Origin of the sequence: Streptomyces sp. B93 (assembly GCF_018070565.1) — a bacterium.
Taxonomy (GTDB): domain Bacteria; phylum Actinomycetota; class Actinomycetes; order Streptomycetales; family Streptomycetaceae; genus Streptomyces.
In genome coordinates, this window is record NZ_JAGPXL010000004.1 from 220,406 (window position 1) to 238,723 (window position 18,318).

The 18,318-nt window shown below is 73.1% G+C and carries 17 protein-coding genes; 7 read left to right on the forward strand and 10 right to left on the reverse strand.

All coding sequences use genetic code 11. From position 1 onward, the window contains the following. Positions 1-325 precede the first annotated feature (325 nt). Positions 326-1,087: a GntR family transcriptional regulator gene (locus KBY47_RS06195; RefSeq protein WP_210919900.1), complete on the reverse strand. Its 762-nt coding sequence runs from the start codon at positions 1,085-1,087 to the stop codon at positions 326-328. 273 nt (positions 1,088-1,360) lie between these two features. Here KBY47_RS06195 and KBY47_RS06200 point away from each other — a divergent pair, with 273 nt between their 5' ends. Then, positions 1,361-2,191, forward strand: coding sequence for an alpha/beta fold hydrolase (locus KBY47_RS06200; RefSeq protein ID WP_210919901.1), 831 nt, complete (start codon positions 1,361-1,363; stop codon positions 2,189-2,191). Between the two features lie 15 nt (positions 2,192-2,206). On the opposite strand, the gene KBY47_RS06205 is transcribed toward KBY47_RS06200, so the two are convergent. Together KBY47_RS06205 and KBY47_RS06210 are read right to left on the reverse strand one after the other, a co-directional pair. Further along, positions 2,207-3,079 carry an alpha/beta fold hydrolase gene (locus tag KBY47_RS06205; RefSeq protein ID WP_308405060.1) on the reverse strand — a complete coding sequence of 291 codons (873 nt, stop codon included), beginning with the start codon at positions 3,077-3,079 and terminating at the stop codon, positions 2,207-2,209. A 115-nt stretch (positions 3,080-3,194) separates the two neighbouring features. Further along, the gene (locus KBY47_RS06210) at positions 3,195-3,719 is read right to left on the reverse strand and encodes an SRPBCC family protein (protein WP_308405061.1); all 525 of its coding nucleotides are present in this window, start codon (positions 3,717-3,719) and stop codon (positions 3,195-3,197) included. Between the two features lie 401 nt (positions 3,720-4,120). Here KBY47_RS06210 and KBY47_RS06215 point away from each other — a divergent pair, with 401 nt between their 5' ends. The 6 genes from KBY47_RS06215 to KBY47_RS06240 all read left to right on the forward strand — a co-directional run bounded on the left by KBY47_RS06215 (position 4,121) and on the right by KBY47_RS06240 (position 10,652). Beyond that, a complete protein-coding gene (locus tag KBY47_RS06215) occupies positions 4,121-4,747 on the forward strand; it encodes a hypothetical protein (RefSeq protein WP_210919902.1) in 627 nt (208 codons plus the stop codon). Positions 4,748-4,794: 47 nt separating this feature from the next. Further along, on the forward strand, positions 4,795-6,558 hold the full coding sequence (locus tag KBY47_RS06220; RefSeq protein ID WP_210919903.1) for an NAD(P)/FAD-dependent oxidoreductase: 1,764 nt from the start codon (positions 4,795-4,797) through the stop codon (positions 6,556-6,558). Positions 6,559-6,841: 283 nt separating this feature from the next. Further along, entirely contained in the window at positions 6,842-7,291 is a 450-nt protein-coding gene (locus tag KBY47_RS06225) for an RNA polymerase sigma factor (protein WP_247694271.1), read from the forward strand. Positions 7,292-7,357: 66 nt separating this feature from the next. Then, positions 7,358-8,089, forward strand: coding sequence for a hypothetical protein (locus tag KBY47_RS06230; protein ID WP_210919905.1), 732 nt, complete (start codon positions 7,358-7,360; stop codon positions 8,087-8,089). Between the two features lie 108 nt (positions 8,090-8,197). After that, positions 8,198-9,751, forward strand: a complete 1,554-nt coding sequence (locus KBY47_RS06235) for an AarF/ABC1/UbiB kinase family protein (RefSeq protein WP_210919906.1) — start codon at positions 8,198-8,200, stop codon at positions 9,749-9,751. 43 nt (positions 9,752-9,794) lie between these two features. Further along, the gene (locus KBY47_RS06240; RefSeq protein ID WP_210919907.1) at positions 9,795-10,652 is read left to right on the forward strand and encodes an SAM-dependent methyltransferase; all 858 of its coding nucleotides are present in this window, start codon (positions 9,795-9,797) and stop codon (positions 10,650-10,652) included. Positions 10,653-10,716: 64 nt separating this feature from the next. On the opposite strand, the gene KBY47_RS06245 is transcribed toward KBY47_RS06240, so the two are convergent. The 7 genes from KBY47_RS06245 to KBY47_RS06275 all read right to left on the reverse strand — a co-directional run bounded on the left by KBY47_RS06245 (position 10,717) and on the right by KBY47_RS06275 (position 18,315). Further along, positions 10,717-11,970 carry a wax ester/triacylglycerol synthase domain-containing protein gene (locus KBY47_RS06245; protein WP_210919908.1) on the reverse strand — a complete coding sequence of 418 codons (1,254 nt, stop codon included), beginning with the start codon at positions 11,968-11,970 and terminating at the stop codon, positions 10,717-10,719. Between the two features lie 36 nt (positions 11,971-12,006). After that, the gene (locus tag KBY47_RS06250; protein WP_210919909.1) at positions 12,007-13,329 is read right to left on the reverse strand and encodes an FAD-binding oxidoreductase; all 1,323 of its coding nucleotides are present in this window, start codon (positions 13,327-13,329) and stop codon (positions 12,007-12,009) included. Then, entirely contained in the window at positions 13,326-13,901 is a 576-nt protein-coding gene (locus KBY47_RS06255; protein ID WP_210919910.1) for a flavin reductase family protein, read from the reverse strand. Before KBY47_RS06255 ends, KBY47_RS06250 begins: the two co-directional genes overlap by 4 nt. Continuing rightward, on the reverse strand, positions 13,873-14,337 hold the full coding sequence (locus KBY47_RS06260) for a type II toxin-antitoxin system RatA family toxin (protein ID WP_210919911.1): 465 nt from the start codon (positions 14,335-14,337) through the stop codon (positions 13,873-13,875). Before KBY47_RS06260 ends, KBY47_RS06255 begins: the two co-directional genes overlap by 29 nt. 42 nt (positions 14,338-14,379) lie before the next feature. Next, positions 14,380-15,666, reverse strand: a complete 1,287-nt coding sequence (locus KBY47_RS06265; protein WP_210919912.1) for an aspartate aminotransferase family protein — start codon at positions 15,664-15,666, stop codon at positions 14,380-14,382. Beyond that, positions 15,663-16,802, reverse strand: a complete 1,140-nt coding sequence (locus KBY47_RS06270) for an SDR family oxidoreductase (protein WP_210919913.1) — start codon at positions 16,800-16,802, stop codon at positions 15,663-15,665. The genes KBY47_RS06265 and KBY47_RS06270 overlap by 4 nt, the downstream gene beginning before the upstream one ends. A 379-nt stretch (positions 16,803-17,181) precedes the next feature. Then, a complete protein-coding gene (locus tag KBY47_RS06275; protein ID WP_210919914.1) occupies positions 17,182-18,315 on the reverse strand; it encodes an acyl-CoA dehydrogenase family protein in 1,134 nt (377 codons plus the stop codon). Positions 18,316-18,318: the final 3 nt, after the last annotated feature.

Here is an 18,318-nt window from a genome sequence, read left to right on the forward strand (position 1 = left end):
GTGCCGGCTGGAGCTTCGTCGCGCACCCGGGTGGGCGGGAGGGCCGCCGGGGCCGTCGCGACCAGCCGGACGCGGTCGGCGCGGTAGTGGGAGACGCGGCGCACCACCGGACCACCGCCACCTGTCCCGGCGCCCCGCCGGGCGCCCTGGGGTTCCCCCCTCTGACAGGTCCCGCCCAGCCGTCCGCGTCAGAGGGGCAACACACGGGCACTGGCCCACCCCGGCGCGGAAGCCCCGGGCCGCGGTGCGCCGCCGTGGCCGGTACCGGTGGCGGCGCGCCCGCGCCGTCCCGGCGTGCCCGGCGGCGACGCGTCGGCGGCAGCGCTCAGGACGCCTGGCGCTGGGGCCCGTCCTGGATCTCCACGCCTCCCGAGGCGCCGAAGGTCAGTCGGCAGGTGTCCGCGCGGTAGGTGGCGACGGAGAGGGCGGCGGTGCGGCCCGCAGTGAGAAAGCGGGTGGTGACGACGAGGACGGGGGCGCCGGGGAGCCGGTCGAGTTCCTTGGCGTCGTCCGCGCGGGCCGAACCCAGCTCGACGGCGCTGTCGCGGCCCTCCAGCTCCAGGCGCTGCAACTCGCGCAGCACGGCACGCGCGCGTGCCGGTCCGGAGGGGGCGTCGATGGCGGACAGGTCGGGCACGGACGCCTGGGGGACGTAGAGCAGTTCGGCGGCGACGGCCTGGCCGTGGGTGGTCCGGGTGCTGCGCACGATGTGCACGGCCTCGTCGCGGGCGGTCTCAAGGGCGGCGGCGACGGCCGCGGGCGGCGTGGCGAGGGTGCAGTCGACGGGCTGCCGGTCGTCGCCCTGCATGCCGGGCCAGGCGTGCTGTTCGGTGCCGACGGCGACGCCCACGCGCGGTGGTGCGACGGTCGTGCCGACGCCGCGGCGGCGCTGGAGCCTGCCTTCCAGTTCCAGCTGTTCCAGGGCCTGGCGGAGGGTCGCGCGGGCGACGCCGAAACGGGCGGCGAGGTCACGTTCGTTGGGCAGGATCTCGCCCACGGTGAACTCGGAGTCCAATGCCTCACTGAGCACGGTCCTGAGGTGCCAGTACTTCGGTTCCGGCACCGTTTCCAACTGCGTGGTCCCCACCCTGTCCTCCGCAATCGCCGTGATCCGGCGGCGTTTAGCGCCCTTGTTTATTAAAGGTTGTTGTACTTATCTGCGACCATAGGGCGGCCCCCACCCTTGGTCAAGACCAATCATCAGGGCGTGGCGGGCTCTTCGCGGGCGGCGCGGCGGGCCGCCGCCGACCGTTCATGGAGCGTTGGCGCGGGGACACACTCACGCCATGGGGCTACCGGCCAGTAGCAGTTGCTGACAGTCTGTCTAGGCAACTGTCGCCCATCCCCGCCGAGGAGCCCCATGTCCGCCACCGTCACCTTCAAGGTGCCCACGCCGCACGGCCCGCAGAGCGTCACCCTCGCGTACTCGCGCACCGGCGGCGGCGAACCGCTGCTCCTGATGCACGGCATAGGCCACCACCGGCAGGCGTGGGACCCGGTGATATCCGCCCTGGCGGCCGAGCGGGACGTGATCGCGGTGGACCTGCCCGGCTTCGGAGAGTCCGAGGCGCTGCCGGCGCTGATGCCGCACGACCTGCCGACGATGAGTGCCGTCCTCAGCGAGCTGTGCCGGGCCCTGGACATCGAACGCCCCCATGTCGCGGGCAACTCGCTGGGCGGTCTGCTCGCCCTGGAACTCGGCCGCGAGGGACTCGCCCGCTCGGTCACCGCCCTGTCCCCCGCCGGATTCTGGTCCCAGGCGGAGCGGCGGTACGCCTTCGGGGTGCTGCTGTCGATGCGGCAGGTCGCCCGGCGGACGCCGGCGCCCGTGGTCGAGCGGCTCGCCCGTACGGCCGTCGGCCGGACGGTGCTGACCAGCACCATCTACGCCCGCCCGGCCCGCCGCTCCCCCGCGGCCGTGGTCGCCGAGACCCGGGCGCTCGCCCGCGCGGAGCGTTTCACGGAGACCCTGCGGTCCGGACGGGACATCCAGTTCACCGACGACGTCACCGGCATACCGGTGACCGTGGCCTGGGGCAGCCGGGACCGGCTGCTCGTGCCCCGGCAGGGCGTCCGCGCCAAGTACGTCATCCCGCGCGCCCGGCTGATCCGCCTGCCCGGCTGCGGCCACGTCCCCATGAACGACGACCCGGCGCTGGTCGCCCGCGTCCTGCTGGACGGAAGCCGCTAGGCCCCGCCCCACCCCTCAGTCGGCCAGGGCCTTGAGGACCTCCTTCAGCACGGTCTGGTTGTACGGCATGCTCACGTGCGGGGTGTGGTCCTCCGGGTCGATGTCCTGGAGGACGATGTTGGTGATGTGGTGGCCCTCCGTCAGGGTGAGCGCGCACGACTCGTACGGGGTGACCACGTCGTCGTACTTGGTGGCGATGACGGTGTAGCGCACGCCCTCCACCGTCTCGCCGAGGGCGGCGAGTTCGCGCTGGAAGGGGTGGTCGTGCTGGAGCTGCGGCCAGGCGGGGATGACCGTCCCGACCGCGCCCTGCTCGACCAGTTCCTTCGCGCCCGGGACCTGGCGGGCGAGGTTCATCAGGCCCTGCGCGGTGACGCCGTGGTGGCTGGGCGCGATCCCGACGTAGTTGTGCACCTTGGCGGCACCGCCGAGGGCGCCGATGAACCAGCGCGGCATCATCCCGCCCTGCGAGAAGCCGACCAGGTCGACTTTCTCTGCGCCGGTGCGCGAGAGCACCTCGTCCACGAAGTCGGAGAGCTGCTGGGCGGACCGCTTGATGTCGCCGAGCCCGAAGATGACGGGGTTGAGGTGCTGGCCGTAGTCGAGCCGGAAGACCCGGTAGCCGTTGTCGCGCAGCAGCGGGGTGGCGGAGGTCCAGGTGTAGCCGCGGTTGCCGAAGGTGCCGTGCACCAGCACCACGGGGCGCGGATGCTCCTCGGTCAGCGGCTTGTCCCAGTCGTCCGCGCCGCCGTCCACGTCGACGGCGGCGATGGTCTGGGCGGCACCGGCCTGGGCGACGGCGTGCAGACGGTGGGGCGCCTCGGTGACGTCCGTGACGATGTTGCCGGAGTTGAGTCCGGGAAGGTTGGGCAGTCCTGGCAGAGACACGGCACTCTCCTCTTCCGAATTCGGCTGCGAATCCGGGTCGCTTTCCCTGTGTTACGGCGCCGGGGGACGGGTCCCGACACCCCGATCGGCGGCTCGCCGCCGGGGCGCGGGGGATTCAGGGGTTCGCGTACGGTGACCTCAGCCAGCGCGGCACGAACCACGCCGACAGCCGTCGCAGCAGCCGTACGTACCGGCTCCACCGCACCGGTCTCATCACATGGCCGGTCACCGCCAGTTCCGCGCGGTCCAGGCACTGCTCGAACGCCGTGTTGTGCAGCGGGCGGAAGAACAGCAGCCAGCCCAGCACGCGGATGCCGCTCGGCCGCAGCACCATGGTGTTGCGCAGCACGGCACGGTCCGCACCGAGGCTCTCCACGGAGAACTCGTGGAACCCCTCGAAGCCGCCCCGGCCGGTGAACCGGCACCGCACCCACTGGCCGGGCACATAGTGGCTCACCTGGTAGCGCACCGGCCCGTGACCACCGGCCACCCCCACGGCCAGCGGCCCCTCGAAGCGGACGGGCGGCCAGTCCGGCGGCCAGAGCCGGTCGTCACCGCCGCCCAGGGAGTCGATCAGGGCACCGACCCGCTCCGGCGAGGCGGGCAGCGCGCGTTCATGGACGTTCAGCACAACGATCACCCTCTTTGGCTGCCCGTACCGCACGGTCCCGGAATCCCCCCGAACGGGGCGACGCGGCGCACTTCGGCGCGCACGGACGCGGAGCACGGCACGGATCCCCACCGTCGCACGACCGCGCGCCCGCGTGGCGGCCCGCCGAACTCCCCTGCTCGGTAAGCCCTTTTGCAGGGATACGCGCCCCACGTCCCCGACGAGATGGCCGAGATACGTCGCTCCCCGGTACGCGAACTGCCCTGTACGGCACTCCCGTTGCCGTTCCGACCGGCCCGTGGGGGAAATTGGGGGGGCGATTCCGGCCAAGGTCGCGGCAGCGCCCGACCAGGAGAGGGGGCACCGGTTCCGGAGCGTAAAGAGAGATGAGACGGACGCAACCAGCAAGGCGCATATGCGAGGGGGTTGGCATGGCCACTGTGCCGCCGGGGGCGCTGCCGGACGACTGGCGGCCGCTGCTCGCGGAACCGCCGCTGGCACGGCTGCTCGGTCGGCCGCTGGTGGACGACGCGCTGTCCGCGATGCACCGGCTGCTGCCGCCGCGCACCGCGCTGCACTCGCTGCGCACGTTCCTGCTGGCCGACGCCCGCGCGCGGGCGGACGGAACCGAGTACGACCGGGCCGGTCTGCTGGCCGCCGCCGCGTTCCACGACAGCGGGCTGACCTGCGAGGCGCCCCGGGTGCCGGGCGGGTTCCCGGGCCGGTCGGCCGTGCTGCTCGACCGCTTCCTGGCCGGGCACGGGGTCGACGACGGGCGGCGCGGGGCGCTGACCCGGGCGGTGCGCGAGCACATACGGCCGTTCCCCGCGCGGACCGCGGGCACCGAGGCGCGGCTGCTGCACTTCGGTGCCTGGCTGGACGTGGTCGGCCGCGGCGACCGTCAGCTGCTCGCCGAGCGCCGGAGGCTGGCGCGGCTGGCGCCGACGCCCCTGTTCGCCGTCTCGTTCTCCGCCCGGGTGGCCGTCTGCGGGCTGCGCGGCGTCCTGCCGAACCGCCCGCCGCCCGCCGGGGACCGCTCCAGGCGTCCCGCCCGCTGAACTCCGGCTCAGCACCTGGCATTCACCGTCGCGAAAGGACCGCAGACATGCACCAGGACGACCCGCGTGTGTTCGATGTCGCCATCGTCGGAGGCGGCATCGGCGGGACCATGCTGGGGGCGATCCTCGCCCGACACGGCGTACGGGTGCTGCTTCTGGAGGGAAGCGGCCACCCCCGGTTCGCCATCGGCGAGTCCACCGTCCCCGAGACCACCTTCGGACTGCGGGTACTGGCCCGCCGCTACGACGTCCCGGAGATCGAGCACCTGGCGACCCACGGGGCGGTGCGCCGCCATGTGTCGTCGAACTGCGGGGTCAAGCGGAACTTCAGCTTCATCTACCACCGGGAGGGCGAGTCCACCCGGCCCACGGAGTGCACCCAGTACCCGACCTGGGGTCCGCCGCTCGGCCCGGACTCGCACTACCTCCGCCAGGACGTGGACGCGTACATGTACCACGTCGCCGTCTCCTACGGCGCGACCGCGCACACCCACACCCTCGTCGACGACGTGAAGTTCGATGACGACGGCGTCACCCTGGTCACCCGCGAGAAGGGCACCTTCCAGGCGTCGTACCTGGTCGACGCGGGCGGGATGCGGGCCGTCCTGCCCGAACGGCTCGGGCTGCGCCAGGAGCCGCCGTACCGGACCCGGTCGCGCACCGTCTTCACGCACATGGTGAACGTGCGGCCCTTCGACACCGTGGCACCCCCGCGCCGGCAGCACGGGATGCCGAGCCCGTTCAGCCAGGGCACGCTCCACCACCTGTTCCCGGGCGGCTGGTTCTGGGTGATCCCCTTCGACAACCACCCGGACAGCACCAGCGAGCTGTGCAGCGTCGGCGTCAACCTCGACATCGACCGCTACCCGCGCCCCGATGGGCTCTCGGCCGAGGACGAGTTCTGGCAGCACGTCAACCGGTTCCCCAGCGTGGCCCGGCAGTTCGAGCGGGCGCGCGCGGTGCGGCCCTTCGTCGCCACCGAGCGCACGCAGTTCTCCTCCCGGTCGGTGGTCGGCGACCGGTGGTGTCTGCTGCCGCACGCCAGCGACTTCATCGACCCGCTCTTCTCCAGCGGGCTCGCGGTCACGGTGATGTCACTCAACGCCCTGAGCCACCGGCTCATCGACGCGGTCCGCGAGGACGACTTCGACACCGCCCGGTTCGAGTACCTGGAGCAGTGGACCAAGCGGATGTTCCGGTTCTACGACGACCTGGTGTCGTGCAGCTATGTGGCGTTCGACGACTTCGAGCTGTGGAACGCCTGGAACCGGGTGTGGACCCTCACCACGCTGTACGGCACCAACGCCCAGAACCAGGTCGCCGTGAAGTTCGAGAAGACCCAGGACAAGGCGTGTTTCGACGCGCTTGAGTCGCCGCCCTACCGAGGGCTCCAGGGCATCGACAACCCCTGGGTCGAGCAGATGTTCAACCGCTCCCGGGACGCCGTACTCGCCTACCGCAAGGGTGACCTGACGAAGGATCAGGCGGTGACCCGGATCTTCGAGGTGCTGCGGGAGAGCGAACTCGCGCCCTCGATGTGGGGCACGCTGGACCCGAAGGACCGGTGTCCGGCGGGCGTGTACACGCTCTGGCCGCTGATGCGCATCCTGCTCTGGGGCAAGTTCCGCTCACCGGCGCACGTCCGGGGCGCCTACTTCACCGGCGGGGCCCGGCTGGTGGGCAAGGAGGCCGTCCAGGCCGCGACCACCGAGCTGCGCGGCGGCACCTCCCAGGTCCGCCGGACGCTCCGGGACATGTGGCTCAACTGGAACCGCGACTGGACCCGTCAGGGGATTCGTATGCAGAAATGATCGCGCCTGAATGACGGTCGACGGGAAATAGCGACAACTGAAACAGGGCGGCAACGGCACGGCAGTCGAAAAATCATTACTGCCATCTGAACCGGAAGAACGGAGTTTGCCACCCCAGCACCTCGGGTAGGAAAACAATATGGCCGCCAAATCATAATTCGGCCGCCATTTCCCCTGCCCACTCCAGAGACAATGGGCTGCAATCTCCATGGCGCAAAACGCAACCTGCCCACCCCCCACCGCATGCTCCTGGGAAGAGATCTCCCAACACCAGGATCGCCTTATGCGACTGGTTCGCCGCAGACTCCCGAGCCAGCAGGACGCCGAAGACTGCGTACAGGAAACCCTGGCACGCGCAGCCGCCCACGCCGACCTGGACCGAAATCGCCTCGGCCCCTTCCTGACCTCCGTCGCCATCCGTCTCTGCATCGACTTCTACCGGGATGTGGAGCGCCGCCGACGCCTCGTGCAGCGCGCGGCCCTGCTGGACGCTCCGGGCACCACGGAGGAGGACGTCTGCGACGAGGACTTCGGACGCTGGCTCCTCGGTCAGGTACGGCAACTGCGCGGCCGGGAGCAGGAAGTCATACTCGCCCGTGCCGCCGGAATTTCCACGGCGGAATTCGCGCGAATGCACAACATCTCGATCAAGGCTGCCGAGGCCGCTTTCACACGAGGCCGGGCACGCCTGAAGACGGCCTGCCTGAAGGCCATGGGAGACCGCACCAGCTAAATCGGCCGGAATCCCGAGCAAGGCAAGCGGAATCCAACGCACAGTGAACCGAGAGGAATTCATCCAATGGGCAGGAACAAAAACCTCCAGGACATCATGAAGGACTTCGTCGGCGGTGTGACCGACAACTGGAAGGACCTGATCGACGACCTCATCAACCGGAACGACGACAACAGGTCCAGTTCCTCCAACAATCCCCTCGGTGCCCTGGGCGGGGTGCCGGGGGACGCCCTCGGCCTCCTCTCCGGGGCCCTCAACCCGGCCGTCGCCGCCCAACTCCTCGGGGGCGGGGCGGGCAACCCGCTGGCCGCCCTCAACATGCTCACCGGCCCAGCGGCCGCCGCCAACCCGCTCGCCGCCCTCCAGCTGCTGGGCGCGCTCGGCGGAGGCGGCGGGGGCAACCCGCTGGCCGCCCTCAACGCGCTGGGTGGAGGCGGGGGCGGAGGCGGCGCCAACCCGCTCGCCGCGCTCCAACTGCTCGGCGGGGTCGGTCAGCTGGCCGGCGGTGCGGGACAGCTGGCGGGCGGCCTCGGCGGTGCCGCGGGCGGCCTCGGGAACCTCCTCAACGCCGCCGCGGCGCTGCCCGCGCAGGGCGGCCAGATGGCCGGACAGCTGGGCCAGATGGCCGGTCAGGCGGCCACCGCGCCCGCGCAGATGGCGGGCCAGATGGCCAACCAGGCCCAGGCCGGGGTGCAGCAGGCCGCGAAGGCGGCCGAGGGCCTCGCCTCCGGGCTCACCGGCGGGCTCACGGGCGACCGGCGCTCCGGTGACAACGAGCGCGGCGAAGGCCGCGCCTGACCTTCCGCCCCCTCACTCCGTTCCCCGCCCCTCGCGCCTGCCCCGCGGCCGAACCCGCCTCCCGGCGGCATCCCCGACGCAGATTCCGACTGAGGAGGAACCCGCACCATGGCATCCGTTGTCGGCGACCGGTTGCGCCTCGTGGTCAAGGTCCTGGGAAGCCTCGTCGCCGACGAGGTCGGCCAGGCCACCCGGCTGCGCAGGAGCGCGAAACGGGACGGAGCGTCCCCGGCGGAGGCCGACGAGGCCCCCGCCGGGGCCGAACAGCGGCGCGCCAAGGCCGTGCGCCACGCCCTGGAGAGCCTCGGCCCCTTCTACGTGAAGCTCGGCCAGATCCTGTCGACCCGCCCCGACATGGTGCCCGAGTCGATCCGCGACGAGCTGCAGAACCTGCACGACCAGGTCGACGTCCAGCCCTTCTCGGTCTTCGAACCGGTGCTGGCGGGCGACCTGGGCCCCGACTGGAAACTGCGGTTCGACGACATCGAGACCGTCAGACCGCTCGGCGCGGCCTCCCTCGCCCAGGTCTACAAGGTCACCCTGCCCGGCGGCCGTCCCGCCGTCGTCAAGGTGCAGCGACCCGGCATCCGCGAGGGCGTGCTCGCCGACATGGCCCTGATGCGCCGCGCCGCCCGGATCGTGGCCCGGGTCGCGCCCCGGTTCAACGAGGTCATCGACATCGAGGCGATGCTCGGCGCCGTCTTCGACGCGATGGAGCCGGAGCTGAACTTCACCGGCGAGGCCCGCAACATGGACGAGGCCCGTGACCACGTCCGCGCCTTCCGCACCCTGGAGGTCCCCAAGGTGCTGCACGCCAGCCCCCGGGTGCTGGTCCAGTCACTGGCCCAGGGCGACTCGGTGCGCCATGTCGACCGTGCCCACTTCACCGACGACGAGCGCATCGAGATCGGCCGCGACCTGCTGCGTTTCATGTACCACGGCTACTTCGTGCACCGCTTCTTCCACGCCGACCCCCACGCGGGCAACGTCTTCGCCCAGCCCGGCGGCCCGGCGACGCTGATCGACTGGGGCATGGTCGGGCGTCTGGACCGCCGTACCAGCCTCCAGCTGCTGCCGTTGTTCATGACGCTGGCGCAGAACGACGGCGCGGGGCTCGCCCACCACTGGGCGGGGCTCGGACGGATCACGCCCTGGTCCAACATGCCCGCGTTCGCCGCCGACATGGCGGCGTTCGTGCCCAAGGTCTCCCATCTGTCCCTGGACGAGATGAACTTCGGGGTCTCCCTGACCACGGTGCTCGGCAAGGCGACCAAGCGGGGCATCGGCTCGCCGCCCGCGGTGTCCCTGCTCGGCAAGTCGTTCGCCAACCTGGACGGCTCGGTGCGCTGTCTGGCGCCGGAGATCACCCTGCCCGAGGTGTTCCAGGGCGAGGTGCCCAAAATCCTGTTCGCGCTGGGCAAGGAGTTCCTCGGCAAGACCCAGTTCGCCCGTAACTCCATGGAGCTGCTGGTGACCGCCGTCAACAGTCCCGAGCAGCTGCGCGGGACCCTCAGCGACATCGCCAACCGGCAGTTCGCCATCAATGTGCACGAGCCGCGGACCCCGTCCGCCATGGGCGGCCACCGTCCCACCCGGCCCTCCGGGAGCCTGCTGGCGCTGGGCGCCCTGGCGCTGCTCATCGGCCGCCGCCGCTCCGGCTGACCGCCGACGACATGCCCCCTCGACTCACCGCTGGAGGTTCACCATGCCGGACACCGCGAGAACCCCGCACCGGGACGGGTTGTCCCGTGCCGCGTTCTGGACGGCGGCGGCGCACGCCGCGGAGTGCCGCCGCCCGGCGCCGTACGTCCGTGACCCCTGGGCCGCCGACTTCCTGCACGCCGCCGGGTTCCAGGGCGGCCCGCCCGGCGAGGGCCTGCTGCAACAACTGCTGCCCGACTGGTTCGTGGTGCGCAGCCGCTTCTTCGACGAGCACCTGGTGGACGCGGCCCGCGCGGGCTGTCGTCAGGTGGTGCTGATCGGCGCCGGTCTGGACACCCGCGCGTACCGGCTGGACTGGCCGACCGGGGTGCGTGTCCTGGAGATCGAGGAGGGCCCGGTCGTCGCCTTCAAGGAGCGGGTGCTGGACTGGAGCACGCCGTCGTGCGGGCGGCGCGGTGTGGTGGCCGCCGATCCGGCCGGTCCCTGGCGCGAGGAGCTGCTCGCCGCGGGGTTCGACCCGGGGCGGCCGACCGCGTGGCACTGCGAGGCGCCGCTGTACTTCCGCCGTCCGGAGGAGGTGGAGCGGATCGTCGACGCCATGACGGAACTGTCCGCCCCGGGCAGCGTCTTCTCCGCCGAGTGCGTCAACGCGGCCACCGCCTCGTCCTCCTTTGTCGCGCCCTTCCTGGACGCCCTGCACTCCACCGGGATCTCCTGGCGGTGGCAGCTCGCCGAGCCGGAGGCGTGGTGGGCCGAGCACGGCTGGCACGCGCGCGTGGCCGACCCGTTCACGCTGCCGTATGTGATCGAGCGGCTCTCGCCCTATCTGCCGCTGCTGTCGGAGGCCGCCGCGAAGTCGGTGTTCCTGACCACCGGGACACTGCGCGAAGCCGCCCCCTGAGACATGCGCGAGGGCCCCGGACGACAGATCGTCGGGGGCCCTCGCGCCGTCCTCGCCGTCGCGGCTACGGCCGCTCCAGCTCCAGCAGCGCCGCCTGCCACAGATCGGTGAGTTCGTGCGCGGTCGTCAGGGCCGCGTCGTGTACGACGGTCAGGCAGGCGGTGTCGTGCTGGCTGGTCAGCGTCACCACCCAGGGGACTGCGGAGGCCAGCGTGGAGAAGACCGTGGCGGCGCGGGAGGTGGCCCCCTGGTGGACGAGGGCCTGGCCGAAGTTCACGCTGCTCGCCGGGCCGGCGACGACCGCGCCGTTGACCATGCGGGTGCCGATCCGGGCGCCGACGGCCCGCGGGGACGCCGACAGCAGCAGCCGCATCGCGTCGCGCTGCCTGCTGCCGCGCAGCCGACCGGTGGCCGCCATGACCCGGGTGAGGGCCCGCTGCGGTGACGGCTCGTCGCTCGGCAGCAGCAGCCGGGCCACGACCATCCGGTTGCCGGGGGCGCACTCCTCGCCGGCGGCGCGCACCGAGATCGGGATCACCACCGGCAGCGGCGGGTGGACGGCGCCGGTGTCCTTCAGGTGCCAGGTGTGCACGGCGTGGGCGAGGGCGGCGAGGTACACGTCGTTGACCGTGCCGCCGTGGGCGCGGCCGATCGACCGCAGCCGGGCCAGCGGGGTCCGGGTGTGGCTGACCCCGGGGGCGCCGCCGCCGCCCGCCGCGTCGAGGGCGGGCATCGGGTGGTGGCCGGTGCGCAGCGAGGTCACGACGTCGCCGAGGGCGCCGAGGACGCCGCGCGCGGTGGGCCGGGCGAGGCGGGCGGGTGCCGGGCCGCCCACGGGGTGGTCGTCGAGGAGGGCGCGGACCGCGTGGCACGCGCCGACACCGTCCTGGAGGGCGTGGTCGGTGCGGTAGCACAGGGCGTAGCCGTCGTCCCCGGGGCCGTGCAGCAGCCAGACGTCCCACGGCGGGCGCCCGCCACCGGCCATGGGGTGGGCCAGCATCATCCGCGCGGCGGCGGAGCCGTCGTCGTCCCCGGGCAGCTCGGCCTCGTGCACGTACTGCTCGACGGGGAGCCGGTCGGCGCGGCGGAACACCTTGCGGTCGCGGACGATGCCGTAACGCAGGGAGGGGATGCGGTGGGCGCGTTCGGCCACGCGCGCGCGTACGGCGTCCAGGGTGGGGGGCCGCCCGGGGAACCAGAACACGAAGACGACCGGCAGCGGTCTGCCGCGTGTGGCCACGTGGTAGGCGACGTCCGCGGTCGCCATGGGCAGCGACGGCGGCAGCCCGCCGCGGGTGCCGGGGTGGGCTCGGGTCATGGGACCTCCTCAGGGGTGGGGGAAAGGGGCGCCGCCTCAGCAGGTGCGCCTGGTGTAGCGGCCGAGGGTGTCCAGCGCGGCCCGCAGCAGGGGGCGGCCGGGGCCCTGGACGGGCATCCACGGGGCCGCCGGGCGGTGCCAGGGCAGCGGGTCGCCGGGTTCCGGTTCGCCGAGCAGGGCGGCGGCGACATGGGCGCCGTGCGCCACGGACATCGCCAGGCCGTGGCCGCCGCAGCCGCCGATGTACCAGACGTCGGGCAGGCCGCGGACCGGCCCGACGACGGGCAGTCCGTCGCCGGTCATCCCGATCCGGCCCGACCAGCGGTGCACGACGGGCACGTCGTGCAGCTCCGGGTGCAGGCCGCGCAGCCAGCGGCCCAGCCAGTTCCAGGCCCGTTCGCGGGCGGCCCGGAGCCGTTCGGGGGCGAGTCCGGTGGGGACGGTGACGGTGCCGCCGCCCGCGACCAGCCCGCCGTCCGGGAGGGTCCGGAAGTAGGGCGCCATGGGCACGGCGTCGACGACGGCGTACCCGTGGCGCCCGCCCAGTGCCTCGTACGCCGTCCGGCTGACCGGTGGGGTGGCCACGGCGTGCACTTCGAGCGGCAGGACCGTGCCGACCGGCAGCCCGAGCGCCGGTGCCGCGGAGTTGACGGCGACGACGGTCTGTCCGGCGTACAGGCGGCCGTGCGGGAAGACCAGTTCGGAGCCGACGAGGTCTCCGGCGCGTACGGCGCGCAGGGGGCTCTCGCCGTAGAAGCGCACGCTCTTGGCGGCGCAGGCGCGGGCGAGGGCGCTGGTGAGCGCGGCGGGGTCGAGGGTGGCGGCGGTCCGGTACAGCAGTCCCGCGTTGTACGGCACTCCGACCCGGGCCAGGATGCCGGCGCCGGACAGCACGGGCACGTCGAGGCCGAGCGCCCGGTAGGCGCGGGCCTGCCGGGCGAGCGCCGCGAGGCCCGCGCGGGAGCGCGTGGCCATGAGCTGCGCGCCGGGCCGCAGTCCGCAGGACACGTCGAGCCGGGCGCACAGGTCGAGCACGTCCCGCACCGCCCGCACGCTGGCCTGGTGCATCCGGCGTGCCGTGTGGGGGCCGAAGCGGTGGACCGCGCGGTCGATCGACGGTCCCGCGCGGGGTCCGAGCAGGCCGGTGCCGCGACCGCTGGCCCCGGCGGCCGGGCGGGCCGCGTCGACCACGGCGATGTCCAGGCCGGGGGCCCGTTCCGCCAGGTGGTAGGCGCAGGCCAGCCCGGCGAGTCCGGCCCCGACCACGGCGACGTCGGCGGTGACCACGCCGTGCAGCGGGACCTGTGGGGGCAGTTCGGCCGGGTCCCAGTGCGGGGTACCGGCCGGCCGTTCGGTCATCCGGGGCCGTCCGGGGCGAGTTCGGTCAGCGACCGGAACCCGCGGTCGTGCCAGAGCAGCGGGCGCCCGCCGCCGACATGCACGGCGGCGACCCGGCCGACGACCAGGTGGTGGTCGCCGTACCGGCGGACGTCCTCCACGAGGCAGACCGACCAGGCGAGCGATCCGGCCAGCACGGGGACGCCGAGGACGTGCCGGGTGTCCGTTCCGGCGAACCGGTCGGCGGCGGTCGTGGTGGGGTTCGCGAACCGGCCGGCCAGGGCGTGCTGTTCCTCGCGCAGCAGATGCACGGCGAACGTCCGGTGGGCGGTGAGCGCGGCGAGCGTGCGCGAGCCGTCGCGCAGGCAGGCCAGCAGCAGGGGCGGGCGGGCCGACAGGGAGGTGACGGCGGAGACGGTCATGCCGAGCGGGCCGTCCGGGCCGCGCGCGGTCACCACGCTCACCCCGGCGGCCAGCTTGGCGTACAGGCCGAGGCAGCGGGCGGCGCCGGGTCCGGGTTCCTCGCGCAGCGGGTCGGCGTGCGTCCGGTCGGCGGTGAGCAGGTCAGTTGCGGGCCGCGGCGGCGCACTCATCGGTCACCTCCGCGCCGACGAGTCCCTCGACGATCCGGGCGATGATCGTCCGCAGCGTGGATTCGGCCACCGGGTCGAGGATGTCGGCGAGGGTGGGGATGCCGAGGTCGAAGGAGGCCGAGAAGACGATGAGGGTGCCGCGTTCGTGCGGGACGCACCGCCAGCTCCCCTCGAAGATCAGGAAGTCTCCGCTGAGCTGTTCGAAGGTGAGGGTGTGGGTCTCCGGTGCGAAGGTGTCGCGTTCCCGCCAGCGCATCAGGCCGCCGCGGAACTCGACGGTCCAGTCCGACACGGCCGAGCCGTCCGGCAGGGTGTCGACGTGGACCTCGTGGACGGTGTCGGTGAGTTCGGGGTAGCGGCAAAAGTCGCTGATGCCGCGGTAGACGGCGGCCGGTTCCCGGCCGTCGGCGATCGCGTGCAGGACCACATGGCGCATGGCGCTCGGTTCCTTTCCTGGGTGTCGTCTGCGGGCGCCGTCTCAGACGGCCATGCGGGCGGCGGTGGCGGCCAGCGCGTCGGCGAGGGTGGTGAGGAACAGGCCGAGCGCGGCGTCGTCGGCCACGGCGGGCGGGGTCAGCCGGAGGACATGGGTGGAGTTGAGGGAGTGGTTGACGAGGACGTCCCGGGCGATCAGCTCCAGCAGGAGTTCCCCGACGGCCCGTTCGGCACCGAACTCGATGCCGATCAGCAGCCCCTGGCCGCGGACGTCGCGCACCAGGCCGCCTCCGTAGGGGGCGCACACCTCGCGCACCCCGGCCAGAAGGCGGGTGCCGAGGGCGGCCGCGCGGGCGACGATCTCCTCCCGCTCCATGGTCCGTACGGTGGCCAGGGCGGCGGCGCAGGCGATCGGGGAGGCGCCGAAGGTGGAGGTGTGCAGGTAGGGGTCCTGGCTGAAGGGGCGGTAGGCGTCCGCGGTGGCGGCCATCGCGGCGATCGGTACGACGCCGCCGCTGAGCCCCTTGCCGATCAGCAGGATGTCGGGGCTGACGTCCTCGGCGTCCACGCCCCACCAGGTGCCGAGCCTGCCCATGCCGGTCTGGATCTCGTCGACGACCAGCAGCGCGCCGAACTCCCGGCACAGCGCCGCCACTTCGCGCAGATAGCCGGGCTCGGGGATGCGGACGCCGCCCTCGCCCTGCACCGGTTCCAGGATCACGCAGGCCCGGTCGCGGCGGTCGGCCAGGGCCCGCTTGAGGTCGGCCGCGTCCCCGAAGTCGACCTGGGTGACATCGGGCAGCAGCGGCCGGAACGGCGACTGGTAGGTGGCGTTGGCGGTGGCGCTGAGGGCGCCCAGGGTCTTGCCGTGGAAGCCCTTGCGGGTGGTGATCACCGCGTTGCGGCCGTGCGCGCGGGCCAGCTTCAGGGCGGCCTCGGTGGCCTCGGCGCCGGAGTTGACGAAGTGGATGTGGTCCAGGCCCGGCGGGGTGTGCGCGGCCAGCGCGCGGGCGGCGTGGGCGGCGACCGGCTCCAGGAAGACGCGGCTGGCCAGCGGGTGGGCGTCGAGCTGCCGGTGCACCGCCTCGACGACGGCCGGGTGGCGGTGGCCGAGGAGGAAGACGCCGTAGCCGCCGAAGTTCAGGAAGCGGCGGCCGTCGTCGGTGTGGATCCAGGGGCCCTCGGACCGTGTCTCGGCCATGCCGCCCATCACTCGGCCCATGACCGCCCGGCCGGAGCCGATGTGCCGCTGGTACAGCTCGACGACGCTCGGCTCACCGGGCGCGGAGCCGTCGGGGGCGGTGCGGGGCGCCGGTGGGGAGAACGTCATGACGCCACCTCCGTGGGCATCGGGGGGACCGGGCGGGCGCGGTGCTTGCGCAGGAGTCCGGGCCTGCCCTCGGCCCAGCTCTCCAGGTTGCGAACGAGCGCGGCCCGGATGTCGGCATGGGTCAGACGGGTGCCGCAGTGGAATTCCCCGAAGGATTCGCCGAGGGAGGTGTCGAACGGCAGCTCGGTCTGGAAGCAGAGCAGCAGTTCGGCGTAGTGCTGGAAACGCTGGCGCATCTTGCCGGGCAGCGCGGTGCCCTCCAGCATCGGCAACAGCAGCCGGTGCACGGCCTCGACGGGGATCAGGCGGGGCCGGTGCGGCTCGGGCAGTCCGTTGCGTACGGCGAACTCGCCGCAGACGTCGGCGATCTCCCGCAGCTCGATGGACTCCTTGCCCGCCGTCAGCCAGTACTCGCCGCTGCCCACCCCGCCGCGGATGAGGTCGGCGATGGCGCGGGTGACGTAGTCCTGCGGGACCATGTCGACCTTGGCGTCGGGGGCGCCGGGCAGCACCGGCACCTGGCCGAGGACCATGGAGCCGATGGTCCGGGTCAGGCCCTGCTCCCCCGCGATACGGCCGGTGACGGAGTCGCCCATGACGACCGAGGGACGCACGATGGCGCCGGGCAGGTCCGACTCGCGCATCAGCCGCTCGGCGGTGGCCTTGGAGGCGAGGTAGGCGGCGGCGCCCGGGAAGCGGCGGTGGTCCTCCTCGGTGGGCGTGTTCACCACGAAGGCGGTGCTGACCAGGTAGAGGGGCGCGTCGGCGCGGGCGGCCAGGTCGATCATGTTCTCGGTGCCGACCGTGTTGGTCCGCACGATCTCCTCCGGCGGGATGCGCCAGTTGGTCGCGGCGGCGGAGTGCAGCACGACGTCGACCTCCAGGGCCAGCTCGTGCCAGGTCAGGGGGGACAGGCCCAGCCGGGGCGCCACGAGGTCGCCGCTCAGCTCGCGCACGCGCGGGTCGCCCAGCGGGCGGTTGCGGCGCAGGCAGATGAGGTCGTAGTCCTCGGACAGCTCGTCGATGAGGGCGCGCCCGAGCACGCCGGAGCCGCCGGTGAGCAGCAGGGTGGGACGGTCGGCCGCGGGCGGGCGGGGCCCACGGGAATCGATGGGGCACGGATGAGGTGACGGCATGGCGGTGCTCCCTCGGACGGGTGGCGGCTGACGTGGGACGGTGACGCCGTCGGGCGGTGACGGGCGGCCGGTCGGTGACGGTGACGCCGTCGGGCGGTGGGGGCGGGCCGGTCGGGTGGTGACGGTGACGCGGCAATCGGCGGTGGACTGCCGGTCAGTGACGGTGACGCCGTCGGGCGACGGGGGGGACGGTCGGTCGGTGACGGTGACGGTGACGCGGCAATCGGCGGTGGACTGCCGGTCAGTGACGGTGACGCCGTTGGACGGTGGCGCGCTGCCGATCGCTGACGGTCGCGCCGTCGGACGGTGGCCCGCGGCCGGTCGGTGACGGTGGTGTCGTCAGTCGGCGGCGCTCGGCCGGTCCGTGGCGGTGGTGTCGTCACGCGATGGCGAGCGGCTGGTCGGAGAGGTAGTCGGAGAACGGGCCGGTCATCCGGGAGCGGGACGGCGGGTGCAGGGAGAGGCCGTTGGCGCTGGCGGCGAGATGGCCGATCTCGTCGGACGTCATGAAGTTGAGGCCGCCGAGCAGTTCGACCGCGCGCGGGACGATCCGGCCGAGGGCGTCCTGGACGCCGTAGCGGACGTACAGCGCCTGGGCGAGCGCCGATTCACCGAGGTCACCGGCGTCCACCCGGCGGGCCACGCCCTCCGCGGTGGCCATCGCGGACTCCGTCTCCAGGAACAGCCGGACGCGTTCGTGCTCGGGGATGCGGTCGTTGAGCAGCACCCGCTCCACCAGGGCGCCGGCGGCGCCGAGGTAGCTGCCGGTCATCAGGACCTGGAACCAGATCAGCCCGAGCGTCTGGAGTTCGTCGAGGCCCTGTCCGGTGGTCGCGGTGGTGCGCAGCAGCAGCTCGGGCGGTACGAGGACGTCGGTGAGCGTGACCTGCTCGCTCTCGGCGCCCGCCAGGAACGCGCTGGACCAGAAGCCGCTGACGGTCAGGCCGTCGCTGTCCGCGGGCACCAGCGCCACCGCGAGTTCCTCGCCCTGCCCGTCCTCGCGGGGCACCAGCACGCTTGCGGTCAGCACGTCCATGGACCTCGCCAGGCTGCACGGCCGCTTGACGCCGTTGATCCGCACCCCGTCGGCGGTGACCTCGGCGGTCATCGACGGCTCCAGGATGCCACTGCCGCTGCGGCCCTCGGCGAACCCGGAGGCGATGATCCGGTTGGACGCGGCGACCCCCTCGATGAGCATCCACTCCATGCCGTCGCCGAGGGCGCCCAGGCCGACCAGGGTGGCCATGGAGAAGTGGTGCATGGTGGTCCCCACCGCCAGCGACGGCGAGCGGCTGCCGATGGCCCGCTGCACCCGCAGCGCGTCCAGCGCGGTGGCGCCCCGGCCCTGGTGGGACTCCGGGACCAGCAGCCCGGGCCCGCCGCTGTCGCGGAACAGCGCGATGCCGGGGCTGCCCGGCCGCTCCAGCTCCATCAGCGGGATCTCACACAGCCCCGCGTCGAGGTCCGGCAGCAGCTTGGCCAGGGTGGTGCGTTCACGCTCGAGGAATCTCATGGA

Coding starts and splice junctions, on each gene's coding strand:
- KBY47_RS06215 (WP_210919902.1), top strand. CDS start 4,121: ATGGCCACTGTGCCGCCGGGGGCGCTGCCGGACGACTGGCGGCCGCTG.
- KBY47_RS06235 (WP_210919906.1), top strand. CDS start 8,198: ATGGCATCCGTTGTCGGCGACCGGTTGCGCCTCGTGGTCAAGGTCCTG.
- KBY47_RS06260 (WP_210919911.1), bottom strand. CDS start 14,337: ATGCGCCATGTGGTCCTGCACGCGATCGCCGACGGCCGGGAACCGGCC.
- KBY47_RS06220 (WP_210919903.1), top strand. CDS start 4,795: ATGCACCAGGACGACCCGCGTGTGTTCGATGTCGCCATCGTCGGAGGC.
- KBY47_RS06275 (WP_210919914.1), bottom strand. CDS start 18,315: ATGAGATTCCTCGAGCGTGAACGCACCACCCTGGCCAAGCTGCTGCCG.
- KBY47_RS06250 (WP_210919909.1), bottom strand. CDS start 13,329: ATGACCGAACGGCCGGCCGGTACCCCGCACTGGGACCCGGCCGAACTG.
- KBY47_RS06265 (WP_210919912.1), bottom strand. CDS start 15,666: ATGACGTTCTCCCCACCGGCGCCCCGCACCGCCCCCGACGGCTCCGCG.
- KBY47_RS06270 (WP_210919913.1), bottom strand. CDS start 16,802: ATGCCGTCACCTCATCCGTGCCCCATCGATTCCCGTGGGCCCCGCCCG.
- KBY47_RS06240 (WP_210919907.1), top strand. CDS start 9,795: ATGCCGGACACCGCGAGAACCCCGCACCGGGACGGGTTGTCCCGTGCC.
- KBY47_RS06245 (WP_210919908.1), bottom strand. CDS start 11,970: ATGACCCGAGCCCACCCCGGCACCCGCGGCGGGCTGCCGCCGTCGCTG.
- KBY47_RS06225 (WP_247694271.1), top strand. CDS start 6,842: ATGCGACTGGTTCGCCGCAGACTCCCGAGCCAGCAGGACGCCGAAGAC.
- KBY47_RS06200 (WP_210919901.1), top strand. CDS start 1,361: ATGTCCGCCACCGTCACCTTCAAGGTGCCCACGCCGCACGGCCCGCAG.
- KBY47_RS06255 (WP_210919910.1), bottom strand. CDS start 13,901: ATGAGTGCGCCGCCGCGGCCCGCAACTGACCTGCTCACCGCCGACCGG.
- KBY47_RS06230 (WP_210919905.1), top strand. CDS start 7,358: ATGGGCAGGAACAAAAACCTCCAGGACATCATGAAGGACTTCGTCGGC.